The organism is Megamonas hypermegale (assembly GCF_900187035.1).
Classification (GTDB): domain Bacteria; phylum Bacillota; class Negativicutes; order Selenomonadales; family Selenomonadaceae; genus Megamonas; species Megamonas hypermegale.
This window is the reverse complement of the sequence record NZ_LT906446.1, coordinates 2,193,526-2,217,760: the sequence shown is the minus strand read 5'-3', so window position 1 is coordinate 2,217,760 and position 24,235 is coordinate 2,193,526. Positions and strand designations below refer to the sequence as shown.

The window sequence follows — 24,235 nt, the reverse complement described above, 5'->3', positions numbered from 1 at the left end:
AATTAATCATATTACATAAGAAAAGGCACTTGGATTTGGCCAAGTGCCTTTTTTGCTTTATTTATCTAATTTTTCTATCATACCCTGTATGAGTTTTACATGCGGAACTAATGTCTTGAGTTCTAAGCGTTCATTAGGACTGTGAATATCGATATTGTTAGGTCCAATGGAAACCATATCTAAATGCGGATTTTTAGCGTAGAAATAACTGCATTCAAGTCCTGCATGCATTGATTTTGCCTGCATATCGTAACCATTTTGTTCTTTGAAGGTTTCAAGTGCAATATCTTTGAGTTTACTATCTGGATTTACTGGCCAACCTGGAGCAGGTTCAGCAGAAACAACGCGAACACCACAACGTTTGCCAAGCTGTTTATAAAGGCTAGTGATTTCTTCTACTAAGATATCAACAGAGCTACGTGGGAAGCAGTAAATAATAACATGGTTTTCACGTGTTACAACAGGACCGATATTAGCGGAAAGTTCTACTAAATCTTTTTCTACTGTAGACATTTTAAGCACGCCTGTCATGCTCAAATTGATAAAGTCTACAATACTGCGCATATCTTCATCAGACATTACTTTTTCTGGTAATTCACATGGTTTGCAAATTACTTTAAAGTTCTTTTCTGTATGACCATAAGCTTCAGTTAAATATTTATTTATCTTAGAAACTACTACATTGAATACTTTTACATCAGAAAGTGGTGTAGTGAATACGAAAGTGGCTTCTGAAGGAATTACATTTCTTGCTTTATAACTGTTAAAGCTTGCCAATTCGATTTCTGTCTTTCTGCCGATAAAAGTTATAGCTTGAGCTGCAATTTTTACGGCATTAGCATAACCGCAGTTGATAGCTTCACCGGAATGACCACCATGCAAATCTTTAATGGTAAATTCATATGCAAAGCGATATTCTGGTTTATGCCATGTAACGCGGCGTTCTGCATCAATATTGACACTGCCTGCACTGGAGATTGTCAAGATATCAAAATCTTCGGAGTCGCAATTAATCAAATATTTTGCATCTAAAAGGTATTTATTATCAAGTTCTTTAGCGCCACTCATACCTTGTTCTTCATCTACTGTAAAGATAGCGCGAATTGGTCCATGTTGAAAATCCTGCTGAAGTAAATACATGATAGCTGAAACGCCGATACCATCATCAGCGCCGAGGCTAGTTCCATCAGCACGCAAATATTCTCCGTCATTGATGATTTTAATAGGGCTGGTTACAGGATTATAAACAACACCTTCTTTAGCAACGCAAACCATATCCATATGTGCTTGGAGTATTACGCGTGGCCAATTTTCACATCCTGGTGCTGCCTGTTTGTCAATGATTAAATTATGCTTTTCATCTTGAATGACATCACAACCGAAAGATAAAGCTCTTTCTTTTAAAAAGTTGCTTATTTGTCGTTCACAATTAGACGGACGAGGAATAGCTGCCATATTAGCAAATTCAGCTAATACACCATCCATAATTTCTTTATCTGTCATTATCTTCACCCCTGTATCTATTTTTTTGTACTAGTAACTTCTAAAACAGTATAATAACATAAAATATATGTAAATCACTATACAAAACTTAGACAAAAAATTTTACCAGCACAATGTATATTATATACTTATTATTATATCAATGCTTTTTATCTCATGCAAAGAAAACAGCGAAAAAAGAAGGTTATCTTACTTATAAAATAAATAAGATAACCTTTTTGTTTATAATGATAATTTTCTCAGGGGAAGTGAGGAAAATTACATCATACTTTCTTAAGCTTCATCATCTGTGATAGCTTTATCTCCCATAGTACCAGTACGAATACGCATAGCGTTTTCTACATCGTAAACGAAGATTTTACCATCACCAATATGTCCAGTCTGTAAAGCTTTGCGAGCAGTTTCTAAAACTTTTTCTACAGGAACTTCACAGATTACTGTTTCAATTTTTACTTTTGGTACAAGATTTACAGCATATTGACGACCACGATATACTTCTGTCTGACCTTTTTGAAGACCGCAACCATATACCTGACTTACAGTCATACCTTGTACACCTATAGCATTTAATGCCTCTTTCAAATCTTCCAATTTGCTGGCACGAGTTATAATTTCAACTTTCGTGATTTTACGCATTGTTAATGCTCCTTTCATATCTTGCTATTTCAATCTTAGCACAACTATTTTTATTTTGCATTAACAGGTTTCATTTCTTTAGCAGTAGCAAAAGATTCTACTGTTGCTGTGAGCATGGAGTCTGCAGTTACAAGAGACTGATTGTATGCACGTTCACCATGTTCACCAATATCCATGCCTGTGATTTCTTCATTTTCATCAGCACGCATTTTAGTGATAGTGTTAACGATTTTAAATAAGATATAAGTACCAACAATTGCCAAAGCATATGCTACTACAATAGAAATGAGTTGCGCAATGAGTGTATCGGCACTGCCATAGAATAAACCATCAGCACCTGCTGGGTTGATATCTGTAGAGCACCATAAACCAGTAGCAATAGCACCCCAAGTACCACCGATACCATGTACACCGAAAGCATCTAAAGAATCATCATAACCGAATTTAGCTTTAACAACAGCTACAGCGAAGTAGCAGACAATACCACCAACTAAACCGATGATTACAGCTGGCATTGGAGCAACGAAACCTGCTGCAGGAGTGATAGCAACAAGACCTGCAACACAACCAGAAGCAGCACCTAAGATGGTAGGTTTGCCATGATGTAACCATTCACATACTACCCAAGATACTGTTGCCATAGCAGCTGCTGCCTGAGTTGTAACGAAAGCGTTAGCAGCAAGACCATTAGCACCGAGAGCAGAACCAGCATTGAAACCGAACCAGCCGAACCATAAGAGTGCGGCACCTAAAACAGTCATTGGTAAATGATGTGGAAGCATTGGAACTTTGCCATAGCCACGTCTTTTGCCAAGTAAAATACAAATTGTTAAACCAGAAACACCAGAAAGAATATGAATTACAAGACCACCAGCGAAGTCGAGAGCACCGAGTTCAGCTAAGAAGCCGCCGCCCCATACCCAGTGAGCCATTGGGTTGTAAATGAAGATTGCCCATAATAATATGAATAAAACAAATGCGCCGAATTTAATACGTTCAGCAAATGCACCTGTGATAAGTGCTGGAGTAATTACAGCGAACATGCACTGGAAAGCAACGAAAGCAAGTTCAGGAATTGTACCGCCTTCCATTACTTGAAGTCCTACACCTGCAAGACCAATTTTATCAAGACTACCGATGAAACCACCGATATCACTGCCAAATGTCATGGCATAACCTAAGATGACCCATTCTACAGAAATCATCGCAACAATGAAGAAACTGTGCATTATTGTACTGAGCACATTTTTACTTCTTACCATCCCGCCATAGAAAAATGCAAGACCTGGAGTCATTAAAAATACGAGCGCTGCACTGATTAATACCCAAGCTGTATCGCCAGTATCAATTGCCCCCGCCGCATCATCGGCTGCAAAAGCAATAGATGCTGTTAAAGCCAAACACATAGCGCTCATGGTTAAAATAGACCATAGCTTTTTCATAAAATACACCCTTTCTTCTTGCAGAATAAGGATAAATAAGTATAATGATAACAAAAAAACGCCTTGTCAAAAGATACACATCCTTGTATACCCTTTAACAAGACGCCTTTGTCTTATTCTGCATCGTTCTATTTTTTTATCACCAGGTATCTGTTCAGCCCTGCTGATGTTTTATATTATATGATTAGACATTTTATTTGTCAATAATAAATCAAAAAGTTTTTTGTATACATGTAAACTTCTTCTTCTTTTCTTGTATTATAAAACTTTATTTTATGCGGGTTTTACATTTAATATTTTACAAATTAACATATGTACATTATGGCTTTATCATGTTAAAATATTATTTACGTATCAACATAATTAATTTTATTTATAGGAGGAGTTTTATGTCGGATAATATAGCTATCATCATCGCTTTTCTATTATACTTATTATTCATGATGGCAATCGGCGTTTATTTTTACTATCGTACTCATAATATGTCAGATTATATCTTAGGCGGCCGTAAACTTGGAGCTTGGGTAACCTCCATGAGTGCAGAAGCTTCAGATATGAGTGGTTGGATGCTCATGGGCCTGCCTGGATTTGCTTATCTTGCTGGACTTAATGCTGGCTGGATTGCTGTAGGTTTGGCAATCGGTACATGGGCTAACTGGCAGTTTATCGCTCGCCGTCTGCGTAAGTATACAGAACTTGCCAATAATTCTTTGACATTACCTGACTTTTTACAAAATCGCTATTATGACAAAAGCCCATTAATTCGCATTGTAATGGCTATCTTTATTTTAATTTTCTTTATTATTTACACTTCATCAGGTTTTGTCGCTGGTGGTAAATTATTTAACACCATTTTTGACATTCCATATGAGTATGCACTGTGCCTCGGTGCTTTCGTTATCGTCTTTTATACATTTGTTGGCGGTTTCCTCGCCGTTTGCTGGACAGATTTTATTCAAGGCGTAATGATGTTTTTTGCCATCTTAATCGTACCTATTTCAGCAGCTTTTCTTTTAGGGGGTTTTTCTGAAACATATACAGCTATCTCCATCGCTCATCCAGATTTCTTCAATCCATTTTTAAAACCAGATGGAAATTTTATCACAGGATTAGAACTAATTTCTCTTTTAGCTTGGGGACTTGGCTATTTTGGACAACCGCACATTCTCGTTCGTTTTATGGCAATAAATACTTCTAACGAATTGAAAAAGGCTACTCATATTGCCATGACTTGGGTTGTTATATCACTTGCTTGTGCTGTACTCGTCGGCATGGTCGGCAGTGTATACTTAACTACACCACTCACTGGTACAAATTCAGAAACTGTATTTTTAGTGATGACTAATCAATTATTCAGTCCTTTCTGGGCAGGTATCGTCCTTTCTGCCGTACTTGCTGCTATCATGAGTACAGCTTCTTCTCAGTTACTTGTAGGTGCTTCCGCTGTAGCTCAAGATTTATATAAACAATTCATTCATAAAGATATAAAGCCACATGAACTCGTGCTCGTTACACGTCTTTCTGTAGTGGGTATCGCACTCATCGCCGTTGCATTAGGACTTGACCCGAATAACTCTATCTTAAATATCGTAGCGTACGCTTGGGCTGGTTTTGGTTCCACTTTTGGTCCTGCACTTTTATTCTCACTGTTTTGGCGTCGCACTACAAGAAATGGTATTTTAGCAGGTATGATTGTCGGGGGTGTAACCGTTTTAATTTGGAAACAAATAACTGGACTTGATATCGCCAATGTTTATCCAATTTTAAAATTATATGAAATCGTACCAGGATTTATTCTTTCTTCAATCGCTATTGTCATAGCTAGTAAACTTGATAAAGAACCATCTAAAGAAATCACTGATACTTTTGACTCCGTAAAACACAGTGATATTTAATAAATTAAAAACTAAGGGGTATAGCAAAAAGCTATACCCCTTTATTTTTTATTTATTTTAGCTAAAATAAAATTCTACTTTATATTTTATTTTTTTGCTACTTTAGCCCATGTATCACGCAAACCAACAACTCTATTAAATACGAGATTATCCATAGTGCTGTCTTTATCTACACAGAAATAGCCTTGGCGCAAAAATTGGAATTTAGTTCCAGGTGCTGCCCATTTTGCACTAGGTTCTACTTTGCAATTATTGAGTACTACGAGAGAATCAGGATTGAGTGAAGCGATGAAATCGCCATTTACTGCTCCTTCTTCATCTTTTAATAAATAATCGTATAATCTCACCTGTGCATCAAGTGCTGTCTTAGCATTTACCCAATGGATTGTACCTTTAATTTTTCTGCCAGCTGTTTTGCCGCCTGATTTAGAATCTGGATCATAAGTACAATGTAATTCTACAATATTGCCATTTTCATCTTTGATGACTTCTTCGCATTTGATGATATAGGCATTTTTCAAGCGAACTTCACCTTCTGGTTTTAAGCGGAAGAATTTTTTTGGAGCATCTTCCATGAAGTCTTCGCGTTCAATGTAGATTTCACGGCTAAATGGCATATAATGTTTGTCATCACCTGTTGGCAAGTTTTCGCATGCCATCATTTCCATTTTATCTTCTGGATAATTAGTGATGATTACTTTAATTGGGTCGAGCACTGCCATTAAACGCTGTGCATGTGCATTTAAGTCTTCGCGTACACAGTGTTCCAACATTGCTACATCTACTAAGCTATTAGCTTTAGCTACGCCGATGCGGTCGCAAAAATCGCGAATAGCAGCAGCAGTATAACCACGGCGACGTAAACCAGAAATAGTAGGCATACGTGGGTCATCCCAACCACTTACATAACCGCCTTCAACTAATTGACGCAATTTACGTTTACTCATTACCATTTTAGTGATGTTAAGGCGTGCAAATTCAATCTGGCGTGGACGAGTGTTTTTATCAAAACCTAAGTTTTCTAAAAGCCAATCGTATAATGGACGATGTTCTTCAAATTCCAAAGTACAGATAGAATGAGTGATACCTTCAATAGCATCAGATAATGGATGAGCAAAGTCATACATTGGATATATGCACCAAGCATCACCAGTGCGATGATGTTTTATATGTGCAATACGATAAATAACTGGGTCACGCATAGTTATATTAGGTGAAGCCATGTCAATTTTAGCACGCAATACTTTCTCACCATCAGCAAATTCACCGTTTTTCATACGTGTGAATAAATCGAGATTTTCTTCTACAGAACGATTTCTCCATGGGCTTTCTTTGCCTGGTTCAGTCAAAGTACCGCGGTATTCGCGAATTTGTTCTGCTGTTAAATCATCAACATAAGCTTTACCAGCTTCGATAAGTTTTATAGCGTATCCATATAATTTTTCAAAGTAATCGGAAGCGTAAAATTTGCGGTCCTTCCATGTAAAACCAAGCCATTTTACATCTTCTTGAATAGAGTCAACGTATTCTACATCTTCTTTTGTTGGATTTGTATCATCAAAACGAAGATTGCACATTCCATTATAATCTCTTGCTATACCGAAATTCAGGCAAATAGATTTTGCATGACCGATATGTAAATAGCCATTTGGTTCTGGAGGGAAACGAGTGTGTACACCTTCTGTATATTTTCCTTCTTTTAAATCTTCATCAATAGCATTATAAATAAAATTTGACGCCATTATTTTATCTCCTTTGTATCAATTAACCTTCCCAAATATCGGGAGTTTCAAGTTTCTTTTGCATGTATTCACGCAGACGATTAATACCTTTCATCATTGCTTCATCATGCGGTAAGTTACCAATGATTTCTTCTATATAATTATCATTGATTATCTGCTGAAGTGACCATGCATAGTTTATATCATAAACCCACATCAAACGGACTAATTTGCGGTCATCTTGTGTGCGCATCTTCGTATAATCGCATTGTTTGCCTTGTACGAAGAGTTCTACAAAATCTGGACTGCAACCTGTGCCATCAGTAGGGCCTAAATACGGTTTTAATACACGATAAATATCAATTTTATCTGCATCGCGAATTAATTTTGCAAATGATAAAAAGCGCTTATTATCTGTAGGTGCAATTTCTTTTGCATTGTGATTGCCAATAGCAAAATTAAGTGTTGCTAAATCATCTTCAGATAATTTTTTCATAAAGGATAAATCTTTTATCACAGATAAACCGAGTTTAGCGTGATTTTCAGATAGTGCATCATTAAATGTACGATATATCGTAAATTGACGGAAACGTCCTACATCATGAAATAAGCCAATCATCTTCGCTAAAAGTTTATCGTGTTCATTTAAACCTAAATGCTTGGCTAATCGTTCACAATTATTCGTTACTTTCCAAGTGTGTTTTTCTTTAAGCACTATACCATCGACAATTTGAGCATCATCAAAAAAAATCGTTCCAGTATTTTTTATATCTAAATGAGATTTTGCCTTTTGTGCTTCTTCTGGCGAATAAAATGATTTCATATACGTAGTCATCCACGAACTCATCTCTTGCCAGAGTTCCTGCATTTTTTTAATATCATCCATTTTTATCACCCTTTAACTTTAAAATTAAAAAATGTTACTTCTGGCGGACAACCTATTCTAAATGGGAACCAGCTACCTGCACCACGACTTACATAACCAATACAGCCATCTTGTTCAAATTTGCCAGACATATATTTAAACATTGGGAGAAGTGGTATTCCCATGAAACCAAACTGACCGCCATGCGTATGCCCTGTAAGTGTTAAATTTATTTTATTTTTAAAAGCTTCATCTAAGAAAATAGAATGATGTGCCAATAATATTTTATAAGCATTTTCTGGTACATTTTCCATTGCTTTTGCTACATATTTTTCACGCGCTTGCACAACATTCGGCGTCATATCACCATTTAAAAAGTCTACACCTAAGATATATAATGGTTTATCACCACTAAAAATTTTAACAGATTCATTGTTTAGTACTTTGATATTCGTTTTGCTTAGCTCTTCTTTTAAATGGTCTATACCGCGAAGATGTTCATGATTACCCCAGCACATATACACACCAAAAGGGAAAAATTGGGCATAGGCATTTAAAAGCTTAATCGCCTCATCATTATCACTACCTTTTGTGCTATCAAAAATATCCCCTGTTAAAACTAACATATCCGCTTTTTGCTGAATAATTTGTATTAAAACTTCTTGTAAATGTCTAACAGAAAAAAACTGTCCTAAATGCACATCAGATAATTGAGCTATCTTCAACTTACTGAGTCTTGTATATTCTCCAGCATCAATATCTACATTCGTAAATTCTATGCGACCATATTCATATAAACCGCCATATAAACTGCCAGCTATTGCTGGTACCCAAATACACCCACGCAAAAAACGTCTACGGCTTTCATCTACAGGCGTACCGCTTGTCTTTTCATATATCAATCGCAATACTTTAATTATAACAGCTAAGATTATCAAGAAAATCTGTAACATAAACCATAATATGGTTATTTTTGTTAGAACTCCCCCAAAATCTTTTGTTAAAATACCTGGATATAAAACAAAAAAAAGCACTGTTACTACTAAGTTAATACCTAGCATTTTTTTACGAGCACTCTTTTTTATACTGTGCGAAAAAATTTCACCTGACAATAAAAAACTTAAAGCCGTTATACATAACAAACAGCCTATTGTCATCACGGCAAACATAAAAATCACACCTACCTTTTTCAAAAACATTATTTTTAAATTATATCACACTTGCTTTCCAAAATAAAAGACGCTATCCTATGTTACTGTGCGGAAAATCTTGACATTTCTCTATTTTTCTTTTAGAATTAAATTATAGTTTTTGGATAACTTTTCTATTTTAATAACGATTATTGATATATTGAAAGGAGCCTTCTAGCCATGTTGGACAATAAAAAAGTGACTGAGCTCTTGCGAAAAAAAGGTTTCAAAGTTACCCCACAGCGCTTAGCTATCTACAATGTGCTGTGTAATACTAAATCTCATCCTAATGCTGAAATGATTTTTAATAAATTGCAACCTTATTATCCTACTATGAGCTTAGCAACTATCTACAAAACAGTTGATATTCTTAATGAAATCGGTTTAATAAATATTTTAAATGTTGGCGAAGACGCTTTCCGTTATGATGCAAATATGACATCCCATGCCCATATATGTTGTACTGAATGCGGTCGCATTGATGATATTATGATGAATTTTGATAATTGTGTTACTGATGTTGAAAATCAAAGTTCTTATAATATAGAAAAATACCAATTCTATTTTTATGGTGTCTGCGCTGAATGTAAAGCAAAAAAAGAAAAAGTCAGCTAAAATATCTTTAAACTAAAAATTTTAATCAAACTTTAATTAAAGTCACAGTTATTCTGTGGCTTTTTATATTGTTTTTTTCATAGTATAGTAATATACTTAAATAACGAATTGAAAATCCCATTGAAATGAGGCATTATATGCAGATATCCGTCTTAGCTAGTGGCAGTAAAGGTAATTGCAGTTTAATCCAAGCTGATGATACGGCTATTTTAATTGATGTCGGTATAAGTGCACGTCGCATAAAACAAAAACTATCTGAACTTAGTTTAGATATAGCTGATATTTCTTGTATATTAATCACACATGAACATATCGACCATATTCGCGGCTTAAAAACACTGAGTAAAAATTACCATATACCGATATATTCAAAACTTGATACATTTAAATCCATATCATTTATCAAGGATATACCGCCTGAATGCTGCCATATTTTACCTAATAATGAATTTACTGTAGGCAATTTAAATATAAATAATTTTTCCATCTCTCATGATGCAGCTGACCCAGTTGGCTATAAAGTCAAAACTAAAAACGCTAATATAACATTAGCTACAGATTTAGGCTTTGCCACTGATACAGTAAAAAAAGCATTAGATAATTCCGATATTCTGATTTTAGAAGCAAACCATGATATAAATTTATTACAAAATGGTTCATATCCATGGAATTTAAAAAAGCGTATTTTAGGCACACGCGGTCATTTATCTAATACTGATGCAGGCTTTACTTTAAAAAATTTAAATCATAAGCCACAAGAGGTAATACTCGCTCATTTAAGCGAGCAAAATAATACACCGCAAACTGCATTAAATACTATAGAAGCTATTACTCAAAAGCAAATAAATCTTCATGTTGCTTCACCTGATAAAACATTAACTTTAAATTTTAATTGATTAAAGGAGGTTTTTTAATGAAAAAACTAGTCTACCTTTTAGGTGTTTTGCTCATCGCTTCAACTACATTTTTAACAGCTTGCTCTTTTAATAGCGATAATGCAAACTCCTCAAAACAAGATGCCAATAATTCTACAACAACAGAAGCTCCAGCACCAAGCACACCGCCTTCCGATGCTCGTAATACACCAGTTGTACAAGCAGCTAAAAAAGTTGGCCCTGCTATCGTCGGCATAACAAATAAAGCAGTCGCTCGTGATTGGTTCAATCGCCAAGTAGAAGTTGACAATGGTACTGGTTCTGGTGTAATTTTCCGTAGCGATGGATATATCGTAACGAATAACCATGTAATTGATGGTGCTAAAGATATAACTGTAGCCTTATCTGACGGTCGTACTTTAAAAGCCTCCTTAGTCGGAGCTGACCCATATACAGACCTTGCTGTCATAAAAGTAGATGCTGAAAATCTTCCAACAGCAGAATTTGGCGACTCTGATGATATAATGGTCGGTGAACCTGCCATTGCTATCGGCAATCCTATGGGACTTGAATTCCAAGGCAGTGTAACGGCTGGTGTAATCAGTGCTTTAAATAGAACACTCAATATCGGTGATAACCGCGTAAAATTATTACAGACTGATGCCGCTATCAATCCTGGTAACTCTGGCGGTGCCCTTGTCAATGCTGATGGTAAAGTAATCGGTATCAACAGCGCAAAACTTGCCGCAACAGGCGTTGAAGGTATGGGATTTGCTATTCCAATAAATACAGTAAAACCAATCGTTGATGAATTAATCAACAGCGGTCATGTATCTTATCCATATCTCGGCGTAGGTGTACTCGATAAACAAACAGCAGCTCAAGCAGGTTATCGCTTAAATGTCGATGCTGGTGTCATTGTAATGCAAATTGCCCTCGGTGGCCCAGCTGATAGAGCAGGTATACAGCAGCGTGATTTAATCTTAAAAGTTGATGGCAAAGAAACAAATACAGTAGCTGATTTGCGCAATGCTATTTCTGAACATAATATTGGTGATACTATCACTATCACAATTTCTCGAAATGGCAATGTAAGTGATGTTGAAGCTACTTTGACTGAAATGCCATCTAATAGCAATTAAACCTCATGAAAATATCTATTGTAGCTGCTGGCAAAATCAAAGAAAAATACTTGCGTGATGGCATAGCTGAATTCACTAAGCGCTTAAAGCCATTCACGCAAATAGAATTTCTTGAAATAAATGAAGAAAAAATGAAAGACAATCCTTCCCCTGCTGAAAAAGCTGCTGTATTAAAAGCTGAAGGAGAACGTCTTTTGAAAAAAGTACCAGCAGGCAGTTATTTAATCGTTCTCGATGTAGTGGGTAAATCCATATCATCAGAAGAACTTTCCCAAAAAATCGATACACTCACTTTAAATGGTCACAGTCATATAACATTTTTAATCGGAGGAGCTTTTGGTTTATCTCAAGAAATTCGCGACCGTGCTGATGAGCGCATTTCTTTTTCACGTATGACATTCACTCATCAAATGATACGCCTTCTCTTGATAGAACAAATTTATCGCGCCTTTAAAATCAGTCGTGGTGAAAAATACCACTGGTAAATAAAAGCTCAGGATTTCCTGAGCTTTTTTATATCTATTTTATATCTATAATGATAATTAAAATTTTTAGCAGTATAATATTTAAGTGAGGTTTAATGATAATACCAAACGTATATAAAACATCATACTACTTATCTAAGCTAGACTATATACTAGCATAATATGCAAAATATAAAACGAGGTGATTATTTGAAAACTCCATTTCATCATATCTTTGACACTGACTCTGTAGGTCAAACAATAAATCCATTACCACTAAATCATTTATTGCGCTGGGCTAATTTAGAACAAATAGAGCCTGATACATCAAGTCCTAAAACATTATTTTTAGGTATCGACATTCAACAAGATTTTATGGATAATGGTGCTCTCGGTGTTCCTGGAGCTGCTCAAGATGTAATTCGTTTAGGTCAATTTATTTATAATAATGTAGAAAAAATATCTTCTATCATCGTATCTTTAGATACTCATGAACCTGCACAGATTTTCCACCCTTATTGGTGGGTAGACGAAGATGGCAATCACCCTACCCCCTATACTGTAATTAAACCTGAGGATTTAACAAATGGCAAATGGCATGCCATAATCGACCCGGCACTCAGTAAACATTATGTACGTCAATTAGAAAAAGTAGGCAAACAATTATGTATTTGGCCATACCACTGCATAAATGGCACTACAGGGTGGGCACTGGAAAATCAATTCAGCAATTTAATTCACTTCATGTCCGTAGCTGCTAACATTCCAATTCAAAAAATCTGCAAAGGGCAACATCCGCTTTCAGAAATGTACGGTATAATTCGCCCAGAATATTCCACGCATGACAATACGAATATAGAACTCTTAGAAAAAATTGCTACATTTGATAAAATAGTCATAGCAGGTGAAGCAAAATCACATTGCGTCTTAGAAAGTATCAAACAAATATGCGAATATTATTATGATAAATTAGATATAACACGCAAAATATATGTCTTAACTGACTGCATGAGCGATATTCCTGGTTTTGAGCAACAAAGTCAAATGGCTTATAAAATACTTGTAAGCAAATACAAAATCAATTTAGTAAAATCCACTGATAATTTCTTATAAAAAAAGCTGTTTAAGCATAAAAGGCTTAAACAGCTTTCTTTTTTATTTATATTTACGCTTTTATCTTTCTAGGTTTAATAAATATCATCACAGCCATGATAATCAAAGTTAAAAGTATAGCTGTCGATTGTCCATTTAAAATCCAAATACCTTTATTGCCGTTGAAAAATTCTAAACCTACAGTTACGATAACGCCGATTATTGCCGCAAAAATAGCGGAAAAAGCAGAACTTCTCTTCGTAAATAAACCGAACAACAATGGAGCTGTTATGGATACTGACATTAGTGAATAGAAAATAGATAATGCTGATATTACGTTTGGTAAAACAATCGCTAAACCGATACCAATTATACCTGCAAGAACAGTTACTATTCTACCGCCTTTGATTAATTTTTCATCAGAAATAGTCGGATTTATAAATGATTTATACAAATCCTTCGTAAAGGAAGTTGTTATCATATACAATACGGCATCAGCCGCACTGATTTCTGCTGAAAAAATGGCTGCAAGTGCTAATGCTGAAGCCCAAAATGGCATACATTCTTTCATTACATATGGCAGTGCCAAATCACGCTGTGGCAAATCTGGTGCAATAGCATATGCTGCCATGCCGAGTATTACAGGAATTATGGAAAATAATAACATCACAACGCCACAGAAAAATGTGCTGATGCGCACTGTCTTTTTATCTCTTGCACTATAAACTTTACCAATAAGTGCTGGTGATAAGAAAAATGATGGCATGAGCATTAAGAAAAATCCCATGATTACTGTCGTGCCAAGTCCATCAAAACTAAAATAAGCTGCGCTTTGTGTTGCATTAGCCATATTAGCTACAACTTTAGTATGTAAGCCTTCAAAACCACCTACAAAAGCCAATACAAGTGGTACAGCTACGATAAAACCAATTAATTTAACGCAAGCTTCTATTAAATTAGCATATACTGCTGATAAGAAACCGCCTGCACAAAAATATAAAACAACTACTACTGCAGCGATTAAAACGCTTGTTATCTTATCTATATCAGCTACAACAGATAAAATCCAGCCAATCCCCATCAATTGACCTGCAAAAATCGCTAAAGTACCAATTGCCATCATAAGAGAAATCAGACCACGAAAATAGCGATTATAGCGATATTCTAAATAATCGCCTAAAGTATAAAAACCATTGTTTTTTGCTATTTCCCAAATCTTTGGCCCAATCACAAACGCTAAAATAAAAGTACCAACAGCTGAGGCAATAATCCACCATGCTGCTGAAATCCCCGAAGTAAAGCCCATACCTGCCACACCTACGGTTGAACCTGCACCGATATTCGGTGCTACTAAGGTTATGAACAGTAAAAATGGTGCCATCTTTCGTCCACCGACAAAAAAGTCATCTGCTCCTTTTACACGGCGCGATATAATCACACCTACTGCAATCAATAATACAGCATAAAGAGCAATTACAAGTAAATACCAGTTCATTTTATCCTCCAGTCTTAAGCTTATTGGTCAATAACTTTCATTTTTAATTTCTAAAGTTTACTGCCATCAGCTGGCTTTAAATCTACCTCCGGAAATCATCTGCTTTACAGTCAGTATTGTTTCCGCCAAGACTATAGCTTATCTATTATAGCAAAGAAAATATCACATTAAAAGTATTTCCTTGGCTATTTTGGCATTGTAAGCGCTTTTTGCTATAATCAAAAATAAAAAAGGATTTAATATATGCAAGATAAAAATACAATTCATAATGACCAAGAAGGCATGAGAGAAGCTTTAAAAGAAGCTCAAAAAGCTTTCGATATAGGTGAAATTCCCATAGGTGCTATAATTTGCGACGATAAGGGCAATATAATTTCACGCGGTCATAATCTGCGTGAAACGACTTTCGATGCTACAGCTCATGCTGAAATTGTAGCAATAAAAAAAGCCTGCCAAAAATTAAAAAATTGGCGGCTTTCTGATTTAACACTCTATGTCACCATTGAACCATGTCCCATGTGTGCTGGCGCTTTATTTATGAGCCGTATTAAACGCCTTGTTTATGGTGCAACTGATTGGCGAGCTGGTGGCTGTGAATCAGTTTTTAACATCGTAAACAATCCTTATCTCAATCATCAAATTGAAACACGTGCTGGTGTCCTAGAAGATGAATGCAGCTCAATCGTAAAAAACTTTTTTAAACAAGCTAGATAAAATATTTAAAAATCAGTGTCATTTATTTTTGTTTCTACAGCTTTCATCGCATCAAGTGTGCGCTTTAATAAATCATCTAACTCCCAATCAAGCATCTTCGCACCCTGTTTTATGATATCACGTGAACAACCAGCAGCAAATTTCTTATCTTTGAATTTCTTTTTAAGGCTCTTTAATTCCATATCTTGAACTGATTTTGATGGGCGCATGAGTGCAGCAGCTCCAATTAAACCAGTCAATTCATCTGTAGCAAATAACACTTTTTCCATAATATGTTCTGGCTTTACATCACTACAAATACCATATCCATGACAGCATACAGCATGAATTAATGCGCTATCTGCTCCGTTTTCAGATAATATCTCTACTGCTTTTTGACAATGTTCTTCTGGATACATTTCAAAATCTATATCATGCAACAAGCCTACGATTTCCCAAAAATCGGCTTCATCTTCATATCCTAAATCAAAAGCAAAATAACGCATGACAAGCGAAACCGTGCGCGCATGTTGTAAATGAAATTCTTGTTTATTATATTTTTTCAATAATTCATATGCTTGTTTCTTCGTAAACATATATTTTCACCTCATAAAATACACTACTTTATACACGTATAATGATATATATTTAACAAAAAATTTTTAATTCCTTTTAAATACAGCTAAAATTTTTAAGGCTAATTTAAAGGAATTTCAAAATCTACTAGCGAATAATATACTTAAAGTTCAAGAATTTAGGTGGTAAATATGCCGGATATTAAGCGTATCTTAGTACCTGTAAACGGTACAGAAGAATCTACTAAAGCTTTAAAATTAGCTGATACTTTAGCACAAATTTATAATGCTGAAATTGCTTTACTATTAGTAACTTACTTTAATGAAAATACTGATGATAAAGCAAACGAAGATTCTTGGCTTGCTACGCCTTTTACCGGTTCTGTTGCCCAATATTCTCATAATGTGCTTGACAACGCTCGTCATTATCTTTCTGCAAATTTACAAATAAGCACTCATAATTTAAGTGGACAACCTAAATTTAAAATTTTAGAATTTGCTCAAATATATTCTGCAGATATCATCATTATGGGCTGTAGAAATTTAAGTTTTTTTGACAGCATTTTAAAAGGCAGCGTTAGTCGCTATATTCTTGAGAAATCAACTTGTCCTGTAATAATTGTAAAATAAACTCTGGAGGGATTCCTTATGACAGATATTAAACGTATTTTAGTTCCAGTAGACGGTTCTGAAACTGCTGAAAGAGCTATTGATGAAGCAGTTGCTATTGCTGAAATTTACGGTAGTGAAATTCACATTCTCTATGTAGCAAATATCAATCAGTTAGCTATCAATGCTTGCTTATCTGATGCTATCTTAGAAGCTGTAAACAAAGCTGGCAATGAAATATTAGAAAAAGCAGCTAGTAAAATACCTGATAAAATCAATGTAATCACTACTTCTGAAACAGGTTCTCCTTCTGTTACCATCACTGATTTTGCTGATGAAATTAAAGCTGACCTCATAGTCGTTGGTAGTCGTGGACTTGGTCTTGTAAAAGGCGTACTCTTAGGTTCAGTAAGTCAATACGTCGTTGAACATGCTCCATGCCCTGCTTTAGTTGTAAAATAAATTTAAACTAAATGACTCCTTAAAATTAGCTGTTTTAATTTTAAGGAGTTTTTTTAATGCAATTTTAATCGTTTTTTAATTTTAATCTATTTTTTATATGATATGCTAAAAACAAGAATACAGATTAACACCATCACTGAAAGGATGTGTATATATATGAAACAGTCGTTAAGAAAAAAAATCTCAGCCGCTTTGCTCGTTGGTTGTACAACATTAGTTCTCGGCAGTACTGCTTTTGCCGCTCCTAATGATAATCAGCTACCACCGCCAAAACCTAATCAGACTATGGTAGCACCACCACCACATATCAATATTGATAAATTTAAAGATTACAATCAACAATTCCAGCAAGAATATTCATGGATGTACACAAAAACTCGCCACGAAGCAGCCAATACATTTGTTCAAATAGATGAAGCTGTTGATAATAATAAAATTTCTGAAACTCAAGCCAATAAATTAAAGAAAAAAATGATTTCTTTCTATAAAGACCAGCAAAAAGCTCTCGATGAAATACGTAAATTAGAAAAACCAGAAGCTGCACAATATCGCCGTGAAAATCGCGATGATTTATCTTTACACGCTAATTTTGCAAGTCTTTCCGAAAGCACAACAATCCCTGTTTCCACATTAAAAGAAATCTTACGTCCGATGCCTCCTAAACATCCAAACAAAGTTAAACCACCAAAAGATAATTTAGACCAAAGACTCAGAGATTTCACTAATAAATTAATCCAAGAAGGTAAAATTTCTCAACAAGAAGTCGATAGCATAGGCGATTTCATTCAATCCGGTCATGACAAATTCAAACAAATGGACAAAGCACAACGCGACGAACTCATGAACCAATACAGAAATATGACGGATGATGAAAGATTAAAACAATTCTCTGATGGAACAGGTATTTCTGTTGAACGTTTACAAGAAATTTTCAACATCTTCAAAACAGAAATGAATAATAAACTTTCTCAAACCTCTCCAGAATAATATATATGCTCAATGAACACAAAAAAGGCTAGATGAAAATTCATCTAGCCTTTTACTATATTTAAAATTATAAATATCTAACGTAAATATACGCACTGGAAATGATTATAGATAATATCATTAGTGGAAATGCTATTTTTAAATAATCCACGAATGTCAATTTAACGCCATTTGCACTAGCCATACCAGCAACAACGACGTTCGCACTAGCGCCAATCAATGTACCATTGCCACCTAAGCAAGCACCGAGTGATAATGCCCACCAAAGTGGTTCGAGATTTGTTATACCCATAGCGCCCATTTCTTTTATCATTGGAATTAAAGTTGCTACAAATGGAATGTTATCAATGAATGCGGAAGCTATTGCACTGAGCCATAAGATGAGCATAGTAGTAGTAGTTACGTTTCCTTCAGTGATTTTCATTGCTTCTGCTGCCATAGCTTTGATTACACCTGTTTCAACAAGACCGCCAACGAGAATGAACAAACCTACAAAGAAGAAAATAGCGAGCCATTCCAATCTGCTTAAAATGCTAACAATTGCAGTTTCACGAGTGCTGATACTTATGAGCATCAATAAAGCTGCACCACTTAAAGCTACTGTTGCAGATTCTAAACCGAGTTGAGAATGTAATACGAATGTGATAATAGTAATTGCCAATACAAACAAGCATTTTTTCAAAAGTGTTGTATCTTTTAATTCCTTCTTTTCATTCATATTCATTACTTCTTTTTGAAGTTCAGGTTTAGTTTTAAGCTGTTTGTGATATATACCTACTAAAATAGCTACTGTCACAACGAAGATTACAATACAGATATCACCTAAATTTGTTAAAAATGCCATGAAATCCAATTCTGGCACAGCACTACCTATCATGATATTAGGTGGGTCACCGATTAAAGTCGCTGTACCTCCAATATTAGATGACATTATCTGTGCGATTAAAAACGGTTTAACTGGAACTTTGAGCTTTGCTGTAATACCAAATGTTACAGGAACAGTAAGTAAAACTGTTGTTACATTATCTAAGAAAGCTGAGCAAACTGCTGTTAATGCAGCTAATACAATCAGTAACTTTACAGGATTTGCCTTTACTTTTTTAGCTGACCAAATCGCCAAATAATTAAATAAACCTGTTTCACTTGTGATATTAACAATTATCATCATACCAATTAAAAGCCCTATTGTATTAAAATCAATATGACTTATCGCTTGTTCTTGGCTTAAAATTCCCAATAAAATCAACAACATCGCACCTGTTAAACCAACGACTGTACGATGTATTTTTTCTGAAATAATAAGCATATACGCCACTACAAAAATAGCTATGGCTATGTAAGCAGCTGTCCCCAAGATAAATCCCTCTCTTTCCAAAAACTAATCAATAAAGTTATAGATTGTACATACTAAGTGCTAAATCACTTAAATAGGATTTATAAAATACCCTTTCATGGTCTTTTAAATAAAATCTTGGTACACGGCGCGATATCATACAAGTAATTTCATAATTAATTGTACCGAGTTTATCAGCTAATTCATCAGCCAAAATACATTCATTGCCCTGTGTGCCAAATATCACTACCTCATCACCCACCTTTACATCTGGTATATCAGTGACATCGACCATACATTGGTCCATACAGATATTGCCGACAACTTTTGCTCTCTTTCCATGAATTAAAACTTCTGCCTTGCCAGATAAAAGACGCGTATATCCATCAGCATAACCCACAGGGATAGTGGCAATAGTTCTTTTACTATCTGCAATATATTTATGACCATATCCTATTCCTTCACCTGCATTGACAGTTTTTACCAAAGTCACTTCACATTTAAAACTCATCGCTGGTTTTAATCCTATATGTTTGATATCCACTTCATCAGATGGTGCCATACCATACAATATTACACCTGCTCGCACCATATCATAATGATACTGCGGTAAATCAATTATGGCTGCACTATTAGCACAATGATGTACATTTATTTTTACATTCTGTTTAGCCAATTCATCACAAACCCATTTAAATCTTTGATATTGTTTATGTGTGAATGTTTTATCTGTAGTATCAGCTAAACAAAAATGTGTAAAAATCCCTTCTAAAACTACATTTGGCAACTTACTAATTTTCACGATTTCTGCCACGCTATCACTATTTGGTCTATAACCAATTCTTTCCATACCTGTATCAATAGCTATATGAAAAGCTACTTTACTATTTTGTTTTACTGCTTCAGCAGAAAAGATTTTAGCTTCTTCATAATCATACATACAAACATCTACATTATAAGCAATAGCTTCACTAGCACGTGCTGGGTCAGTATAACCTAAAATAAAAATAGGAGCTGTTATACCGTGATGTCTGAGTTCAATTGCTTCATCAAGGCGTGCTACAGCAAAACGAGTTGCACCATTTTCAAGTAAAGTTTTTGCTAGTGCCACTGAACCATGACCATAAGCATCAGCTTTCACTACTGCTGCAACTTCCTTTGATTTACTTAAATCGCGAATAATACGCATATTTTGAGCTATTACATCTAAATCAATTTCAGTCCATAATAATTTTGTCATTCCATGCTCCATCATAAATCAGCCTCCACGTTGTCCTTTCTTGGCTTAATTTTTTTCATATTTACGAATGCGCAAATTTAAACCATATTGCTCGCAAACTTTTTTACATGCTGCAATTTCTGCTTCGCCAATAATATCCACTATTGTCACAACGACATTTGGAATGTATTTTTTACATTGGCTAGCAAATTCCAACATAGCATTATATGATTTTATACCAAAACGACTACGTGTAACATCTAAATATTTTTGTGCTGTCGATTCATTTAAACTAATGGAAATCGTATTGAGCAAGCCTTCAAACATCGGAGCTGTACTTTTACCAAATTCCAAATCACTAAGTCCATTCGTATTCATGCGAACTTTCATTTGTGGATATTTTTCACGAATGAATTTCAATACTTTTATTAAATCATCAAGACGAATAGTAGGTTCACCAAAGCCACAGATTACAATTTCTTTTACATTATCCATTGGAGCATTTAAAAAGGCTTGTTTTATTTCTTCTACTGAAGGTTCACCATCTTTAAGCCATAATTTATGGTCTTCTTTTAAATGGCGCAAACAAAATGTACAGTTACAATTACATCTATTAGTTATATTTACGTACATATTAAATTTTTCTGTAGGATACATTTTTATCTTTTCACTGAAATCAATATATCCATTATCCTGCAAAGTGTATAAAATCATAGATATATATCCTCTTTTCTTAGTCTCAATATAATTATAAAGCAATTATAGTCGTTTAATCTTGAAAATTCAACATACAAAGCTACTCATTACTTTACAAAATTTGCCTTTTTCAGCAAAAAAGCTATTGCACTAAGACTATTAGTACAATAGCTTTTATTTTTATTTTAATTCTGTTAGATACTCTTCAAAACATAAACCATAATTCCAAGGAACTTGCATTGAATTTGTATATAGCATTGCTTTACCAACAAAATCTGCTGCTTTTTGTACTGCACTGATTAAGCTTTCACCTTTGACAAGTGCAGCAGCTACTATAGCTACAAAAGCATCACCTGTACCAGAATGTTCTTCCGGTACACGTTTATTTTTTTGCAAATACGAATTTTTTCCTTGTTCGTATATATAATTGTAGACAGTATCTCCATCTACTAAACCAGTTATGATTATCTGTTTTGGCCCTTGAGCATTTAAAGCTTTTGCCATTTTATCAAGTTCTTCTTGACTAGGCATTTTATCTGGATAAGACAAATCTAAAAGCTGACAAACCTCTGTCAAATTAGGCGTTATCACATCAGCTACAGAAAGCAATTTGCGCATTTCCAAACATAAAGCTTCGTCATACGAAGAGTACAATCTACCGCCATCACCCATTACAGGGTCTACAATAAACAGTGTATTTTCTCGTTTAAATCGTTTAGCAAATTCTAGTACAAGACCAATCTGTTTCTTAGAACTTAAAAATCCACTTACAATGCCATCAAATTCTAAATTGAGTCGTTCCCAATTCGTCATATATTCTTCCATATGGCGTGTATAATCATCCATATAATAAACAGGAAAACCTGTATGAGCTGATAATATTGCCGTAGGAAGAGGACAAGCTTGTATTTTCATGGCTGATATCAACGGCAACTGCACTGTGATTGAGCAACGACCAAAACCCGTTATATCATTAATTAGCGCAATACGCTTCTGTCTATTCAATATTGATTACTCCAAAACTGCACCTGTGTTTGCAGATGTTGTAAGTTTAGCATAGCGAGATAAATAGCCTGTTTTTACTTTTGGTTCTGGTTTTACCCAAGCAGCTTTGCGTTTTGCCATTTCTTCATCACTTACAAGTACATTGAGTTTACGTGCTGGAATGTCGATATCGATGATATCACCATCTTGAACATAAGCGATTGGGCCACCTGCCATAGCTTCTGGAGAAACGTGTCCAATGCATGCACCGCGAGTTGCACCAGAGAAACGACCATCTGTGATGAGTGCTACTTTTAAGCCCATACCAGCGATAACAGCTGTAGGATTGAGCATTTCACGCATACCAGGGCCACCTTTTGGTCCTTCATAGCGAATTACAACTACATCGCCATCTTTAATTTTACCACCAGTGATAGCTTCGATAGCTTCTTCTTCAGAGTTAAAGCATTTTGCTGTTCCTTTGTATGCGAGCATATCTTCTTGTACAGCACTTTCTTTAACAACAGCATTATCTGGGCAAAGATTACCTTTTAAGATAGCAATACCGCCAGTTTTACGATATGGATTATCTACAGTTCTGATTACATCTGGACGAAGAATTTCTGCATCTTTAATTCTATCACCAATCGTACCAGTTACTGTTTTTGCATCTAAATGAATGAGACCTTTTTTGCTAAGTTCATGCATTACTGCACTGATACCGCCTGCTTCATTTAAATCTTGCATATGATGAGTGCCTGCTGGGCTCAATTTAGTGATGTATGGAGTTTTAGCACTGATTTCATCAAATAATTGTGCAGGAAGAGAAATGCCTGCTTCATGTGCAATAGCAGTTAAATGAAGAACTGTATTGGAAGAACCACCGATACCCATATCTACAGTAATAGCATTTTCAAATGCTTCTTTTGTTAAGATATCACGTGGTTTTATATCTTTAGCGATTAAATCCATGATTACATTACCAGCTTTTTTAGCAAGTGCTACACGTGCACCGATATAAGCAGCTGGAATTGTACCATTGCCAGGAAGACCCATACCTAAAACTTCAGTGAGGGAATTCATGGAGTTTGCTGTGAATAAACCAGAACAAGAACCGCAACCTGGGCAAGCATGAGCTTCTAAGTCATGTAATTCACATTCTGTCATTTTACCAGCTACATATTTACCAGCAGCTTCAAATGTAGTACTAAGGTCAACTACTTTACCTTTATAATTACCAGCGAGCATAGGGCCACCGCTTACTACGATACATGGAATGTTAAGACGAGCGGCTGCCATGAGCATACCAGGAACGATTTTATCGCAGTTTGGAATGAGTACAAGACCATCAAAAGCATGTGCAGTTGCCATAGCTTCAATGGAGTCAGCGATAAGTTCACGACTAGCTAAAGAGAATTTCATGCCAGGATGACCCATGGCGATACCATCGCAAACACCGATTGCAGGAAATTCTATTGGTGTACCACCAGCAGCAGCTACACCGAGTTTTGCTGCATCAGCGATTGTACGCAAATGAATATGACCTGGAATTATTTCATTAAATGCATTAACTATACCTACTAAAGGTTTTTTCAAATCATCTGCACTGTAACCCATAGCACTGAATAATGTACGATGAGCAGAGCGAGTTGGGCCTTTTTTTACTAAATCACTTCTCATTATTAAACCACCTTATCTTGAATTATTAAATAGGTTTCCTTCTATTATATATCATTTTTTTA

At 35.3% G+C, this 24,235-nt stretch carries 23 protein-coding genes; 10 read left to right on the top strand and 13 right to left on the bottom strand.

Going from position 1 to position 24,235, the window contains the following annotated elements:
- Positions 1 to 57 precede the first annotated feature (57 nt).
- The 3 genes from pepD to CKV65_RS10670 all read right to left on the bottom strand — a co-directional run bounded on the left by pepD (position 58) and on the right by CKV65_RS10670 (position 3,581).
- Positions 58 to 1,503 carry a beta-Ala-His dipeptidase gene (pepD, locus tag CKV65_RS10680; protein WP_036254369.1) on the bottom strand — a complete coding sequence of 482 codons (1,446 nt, stop codon included), beginning with the start codon at positions 1,501 to 1,503 and terminating at the stop codon, positions 58 to 60.
- 273 nt (positions 1,504 to 1,776) lie between these two features.
- Positions 1,777 to 2,139 (bottom strand): P-II family nitrogen regulator, encoded by a 363-nt coding sequence (locus tag CKV65_RS10675; RefSeq protein WP_027889492.1) that lies wholly within the window; start codon positions 2,137 to 2,139, stop codon positions 1,777 to 1,779.
- Between the two features lie 50 nt (positions 2,140 to 2,189).
- Positions 2,190 to 3,581 (bottom strand): ammonium transporter, encoded by a 1,392-nt coding sequence (locus CKV65_RS10670; protein ID WP_027889491.1) that lies wholly within the window; start codon positions 3,579 to 3,581, stop codon positions 2,190 to 2,192.
- Between the two features lie 389 nt (positions 3,582 to 3,970).
- Between CKV65_RS10670 and putP the strand changes: the two genes are divergently transcribed.
- On the top strand, positions 3,971 to 5,476 hold the full coding sequence (gene putP, locus CKV65_RS10665; protein ID WP_027889490.1) for a sodium/proline symporter PutP: 1,506 nt from the start codon (positions 3,971 to 3,973) through the stop codon (positions 5,474 to 5,476).
- 86 nt (positions 5,477 to 5,562) lie between these two features.
- Here the strand turns inward: putP and CKV65_RS10660 are convergent, their stop codons facing one another.
- Genes CKV65_RS10660 through CKV65_RS10650 form a run of 3 tightly spaced genes read right to left on the bottom strand, consistent with a single transcriptional unit; the run spans position 5,563 to position 9,261 of the window.
- Positions 5,563 to 7,218, bottom strand: a complete 1,656-nt coding sequence (locus CKV65_RS10660; RefSeq protein WP_036254367.1) for a glutamine--tRNA ligase/YqeY domain fusion protein — start codon at positions 7,216 to 7,218, stop codon at positions 5,563 to 5,565.
- Positions 7,219 to 7,240: 22 nt separating this feature from the next.
- On the bottom strand, positions 7,241 to 8,083 hold the full coding sequence (locus CKV65_RS10655) for an HD domain-containing protein (protein ID WP_081654836.1): 843 nt from the start codon (positions 8,081 to 8,083) through the stop codon (positions 7,241 to 7,243).
- A gap of 5 nt (positions 8,084 to 8,088) precedes the next feature.
- Positions 8,089 to 9,261, bottom strand: coding sequence for a metallophosphoesterase (locus CKV65_RS10650; RefSeq protein ID WP_231922680.1), 1,173 nt, complete (start codon positions 9,259 to 9,261; stop codon positions 8,089 to 8,091).
- Between the two features lie 171 nt (positions 9,262 to 9,432).
- On the opposite strand from CKV65_RS10650, the gene perR reads away from it, so the two are divergent.
- The 5 genes from perR (at position 9,433) to CKV65_RS10625 (ending at position 13,461) form a co-directional block, all read left to right on the top strand.
- Positions 9,433 to 9,867 (top strand): transcriptional regulator PerR, encoded by a 435-nt coding sequence (gene perR, locus CKV65_RS10645; protein WP_027889486.1) that lies wholly within the window; start codon positions 9,433 to 9,435, stop codon positions 9,865 to 9,867.
- 137 nt (positions 9,868 to 10,004) lie between these two features.
- A complete protein-coding gene (locus CKV65_RS10640; RefSeq protein WP_027889485.1) occupies positions 10,005 to 10,763 on the top strand; it encodes an MBL fold metallo-hydrolase in 759 nt (252 codons plus the stop codon).
- A 17-nt stretch (positions 10,764 to 10,780) separates the two neighbouring features.
- Entirely contained in the window at positions 10,781 to 11,884 is a 1,104-nt protein-coding gene (locus CKV65_RS10635) for a S1C family serine protease (RefSeq protein ID WP_027889484.1), read from the top strand.
- Positions 11,885 to 11,889: 5 nt separating this feature from the next.
- Positions 11,890 to 12,369, top strand: coding sequence for a 23S rRNA (pseudouridine(1915)-N(3))-methyltransferase RlmH (gene rlmH / locus CKV65_RS10630; RefSeq protein ID WP_027889483.1), 480 nt, complete (start codon positions 11,890 to 11,892; stop codon positions 12,367 to 12,369).
- 189 nt (positions 12,370 to 12,558) lie between these two features.
- A complete protein-coding gene (locus CKV65_RS10625; RefSeq protein WP_027889482.1) occupies positions 12,559 to 13,461 on the top strand; it encodes a cysteine hydrolase family protein in 903 nt (300 codons plus the stop codon).
- Between the two features lie 52 nt (positions 13,462 to 13,513).
- On the opposite strand, the gene CKV65_RS10620 is transcribed toward CKV65_RS10625, so the two are convergent.
- Complete coding sequence (locus tag CKV65_RS10620) at positions 13,514 to 14,935, bottom strand: sodium:solute symporter family protein (RefSeq protein WP_027889481.1); 1,422 nt, start codon at positions 14,933 to 14,935, stop codon at positions 13,514 to 13,516.
- A gap of 243 nt (positions 14,936 to 15,178) precedes the next feature.
- Between CKV65_RS10620 and tadA the strand changes: the two genes are divergently transcribed.
- On the top strand, positions 15,179 to 15,649 hold the full coding sequence (tadA, locus tag CKV65_RS10615) for a tRNA adenosine(34) deaminase TadA (RefSeq protein WP_036254366.1): 471 nt from the start codon (positions 15,179 to 15,181) through the stop codon (positions 15,647 to 15,649).
- Positions 15,650 to 15,654: 5 nt separating this feature from the next.
- Here tadA and CKV65_RS10610 read toward each other — a convergent pair whose 3' ends face one another.
- Complete coding sequence (locus CKV65_RS10610) at positions 15,655 to 16,224, bottom strand: hydrolase (protein ID WP_027889479.1); 570 nt, start codon at positions 16,222 to 16,224, stop codon at positions 15,655 to 15,657.
- Between the two features lie 171 nt (positions 16,225 to 16,395).
- On the opposite strand from CKV65_RS10610, the gene CKV65_RS10605 reads away from it, so the two are divergent.
- From CKV65_RS10605 to CKV65_RS10595, 3 genes are all read left to right on the top strand, one after another.
- On the top strand, positions 16,396 to 16,833 hold the full coding sequence (locus tag CKV65_RS10605) for a universal stress protein (protein WP_027889478.1): 438 nt from the start codon (positions 16,396 to 16,398) through the stop codon (positions 16,831 to 16,833).
- 18 nt (positions 16,834 to 16,851) lie between these two features.
- Positions 16,852 to 17,274 (top strand): universal stress protein, encoded by a 423-nt coding sequence (locus tag CKV65_RS10600; RefSeq protein ID WP_027889477.1) that lies wholly within the window; start codon positions 16,852 to 16,854, stop codon positions 17,272 to 17,274.
- Between the two features lie 156 nt (positions 17,275 to 17,430).
- Entirely contained in the window at positions 17,431 to 18,261 is an 831-nt protein-coding gene (locus tag CKV65_RS10595; RefSeq protein ID WP_027889476.1) for a hypothetical protein, read from the top strand.
- Between the two features lie 67 nt (positions 18,262 to 18,328).
- Here the strand turns inward: CKV65_RS10595 and CKV65_RS10590 are convergent, their stop codons facing one another.
- The 5 genes from CKV65_RS10590 to ilvD form a co-directional block, all read right to left on the bottom strand.
- Positions 18,329 to 19,618, bottom strand: coding sequence for an ArsB/NhaD family transporter (locus CKV65_RS10590; protein ID WP_036254392.1), 1,290 nt, complete (start codon positions 19,616 to 19,618; stop codon positions 18,329 to 18,331).
- A 34-nt stretch (positions 19,619 to 19,652) separates the two neighbouring features.
- Positions 19,653 to 20,849, bottom strand: coding sequence for an alanine racemase (gene alr, locus CKV65_RS10585; RefSeq protein ID WP_027889474.1), 1,197 nt, complete (start codon positions 20,847 to 20,849; stop codon positions 19,653 to 19,655).
- Positions 20,850 to 20,879: 30 nt separating this feature from the next.
- Positions 20,880 to 21,527, bottom strand: coding sequence for a TatD family nuclease-associated radical SAM protein (locus CKV65_RS10580; protein WP_027889473.1), 648 nt, complete (start codon positions 21,525 to 21,527; stop codon positions 20,880 to 20,882).
- A gap of 162 nt (positions 21,528 to 21,689) precedes the next feature.
- Positions 21,690 to 22,514: a pyridoxamine kinase gene (locus tag CKV65_RS10575; RefSeq protein WP_027889472.1), complete on the bottom strand. Its 825-nt coding sequence runs from the start codon at positions 22,512 to 22,514 to the stop codon at positions 21,690 to 21,692.
- A gap of 6 nt (positions 22,515 to 22,520) precedes the next feature.
- A complete protein-coding gene (ilvD, locus tag CKV65_RS10570) occupies positions 22,521 to 24,173 on the bottom strand; it encodes a dihydroxy-acid dehydratase (protein ID WP_027889471.1) in 1,653 nt (550 codons plus the stop codon).
- Positions 24,174 to 24,235: the final 62 nt, after the last annotated feature.

Bases quoted from the DNA above. Each gene is read 5' to 3' on its own strand.
- pepD (WP_036254369.1), bottom strand. From the start codon at position 1,503: ATGACAGATAAAGAAATTATGGATGGTGTATTAGCTGAATTTGCTAAT.
- CKV65_RS10675 (WP_027889492.1), bottom strand. From the start codon at position 2,139: ATGCGTAAAATCACGAAAGTTGAAATTATAACTCGTGCCAGCAAATTG.
- CKV65_RS10670 (WP_027889491.1), bottom strand. From the start codon at position 3,581: ATGAAAAAGCTATGGTCTATTTTAACCATGAGCGCTATGTGTTTGGCT.
- putP (WP_027889490.1), top strand. From the start codon at position 3,971: ATGTCGGATAATATAGCTATCATCATCGCTTTTCTATTATACTTATTA.
- CKV65_RS10660 (WP_036254367.1), bottom strand. From the start codon at position 7,218: ATGGCGTCAAATTTTATTTATAATGCTATTGATGAAGATTTAAAAGAA.
- CKV65_RS10655 (WP_081654836.1), bottom strand. From the start codon at position 8,083: ATGGATGATATTAAAAAAATGCAGGAACTCTGGCAAGAGATGAGTTCG.
- CKV65_RS10650 (WP_231922680.1), bottom strand. From the start codon at position 9,261: ATGTTTTTGAAAAAGGTAGGTGTGATTTTTATGTTTGCCGTGATGACA.
- perR (WP_027889486.1), top strand. From the start codon at position 9,433: ATGTTGGACAATAAAAAAGTGACTGAGCTCTTGCGAAAAAAAGGTTTC.
- CKV65_RS10640 (WP_027889485.1), top strand. From the start codon at position 10,005: ATGCAGATATCCGTCTTAGCTAGTGGCAGTAAAGGTAATTGCAGTTTA.
- CKV65_RS10635 (WP_027889484.1), top strand. From the start codon at position 10,781: ATGAAAAAACTAGTCTACCTTTTAGGTGTTTTGCTCATCGCTTCAACT.
- rlmH (WP_027889483.1), top strand. From the start codon at position 11,890: ATGAAAATATCTATTGTAGCTGCTGGCAAAATCAAAGAAAAATACTTG.
- CKV65_RS10620 (WP_027889481.1), bottom strand. From the start codon at position 14,935: ATGAACTGGTATTTACTTGTAATTGCTCTTTATGCTGTATTATTGATT.
- tadA (WP_036254366.1), top strand. From the start codon at position 15,179: ATGCAAGATAAAAATACAATTCATAATGACCAAGAAGGCATGAGAGAA.
- CKV65_RS10610 (WP_027889479.1), bottom strand. From the start codon at position 16,224: ATGTTTACGAAGAAACAAGCATATGAATTATTGAAAAAATATAATAAA.
- CKV65_RS10605 (WP_027889478.1), top strand. From the start codon at position 16,396: ATGCCGGATATTAAGCGTATCTTAGTACCTGTAAACGGTACAGAAGAA.
- CKV65_RS10600 (WP_027889477.1), top strand. From the start codon at position 16,852: ATGACAGATATTAAACGTATTTTAGTTCCAGTAGACGGTTCTGAAACT.
- CKV65_RS10595 (WP_027889476.1), top strand. From the start codon at position 17,431: ATGAAACAGTCGTTAAGAAAAAAAATCTCAGCCGCTTTGCTCGTTGGT.
- alr (WP_027889474.1), bottom strand. From the start codon at position 20,849: ATGATGGAGCATGGAATGACAAAATTATTATGGACTGAAATTGATTTA.
- CKV65_RS10580 (WP_027889473.1), bottom strand. From the start codon at position 21,527: ATGATTTTATACACTTTGCAGGATAATGGATATATTGATTTCAGTGAA.
- ilvD (WP_027889471.1), bottom strand. From the start codon at position 24,173: ATGAGAAGTGATTTAGTAAAAAAAGGCCCAACTCGCTCTGCTCATCGT.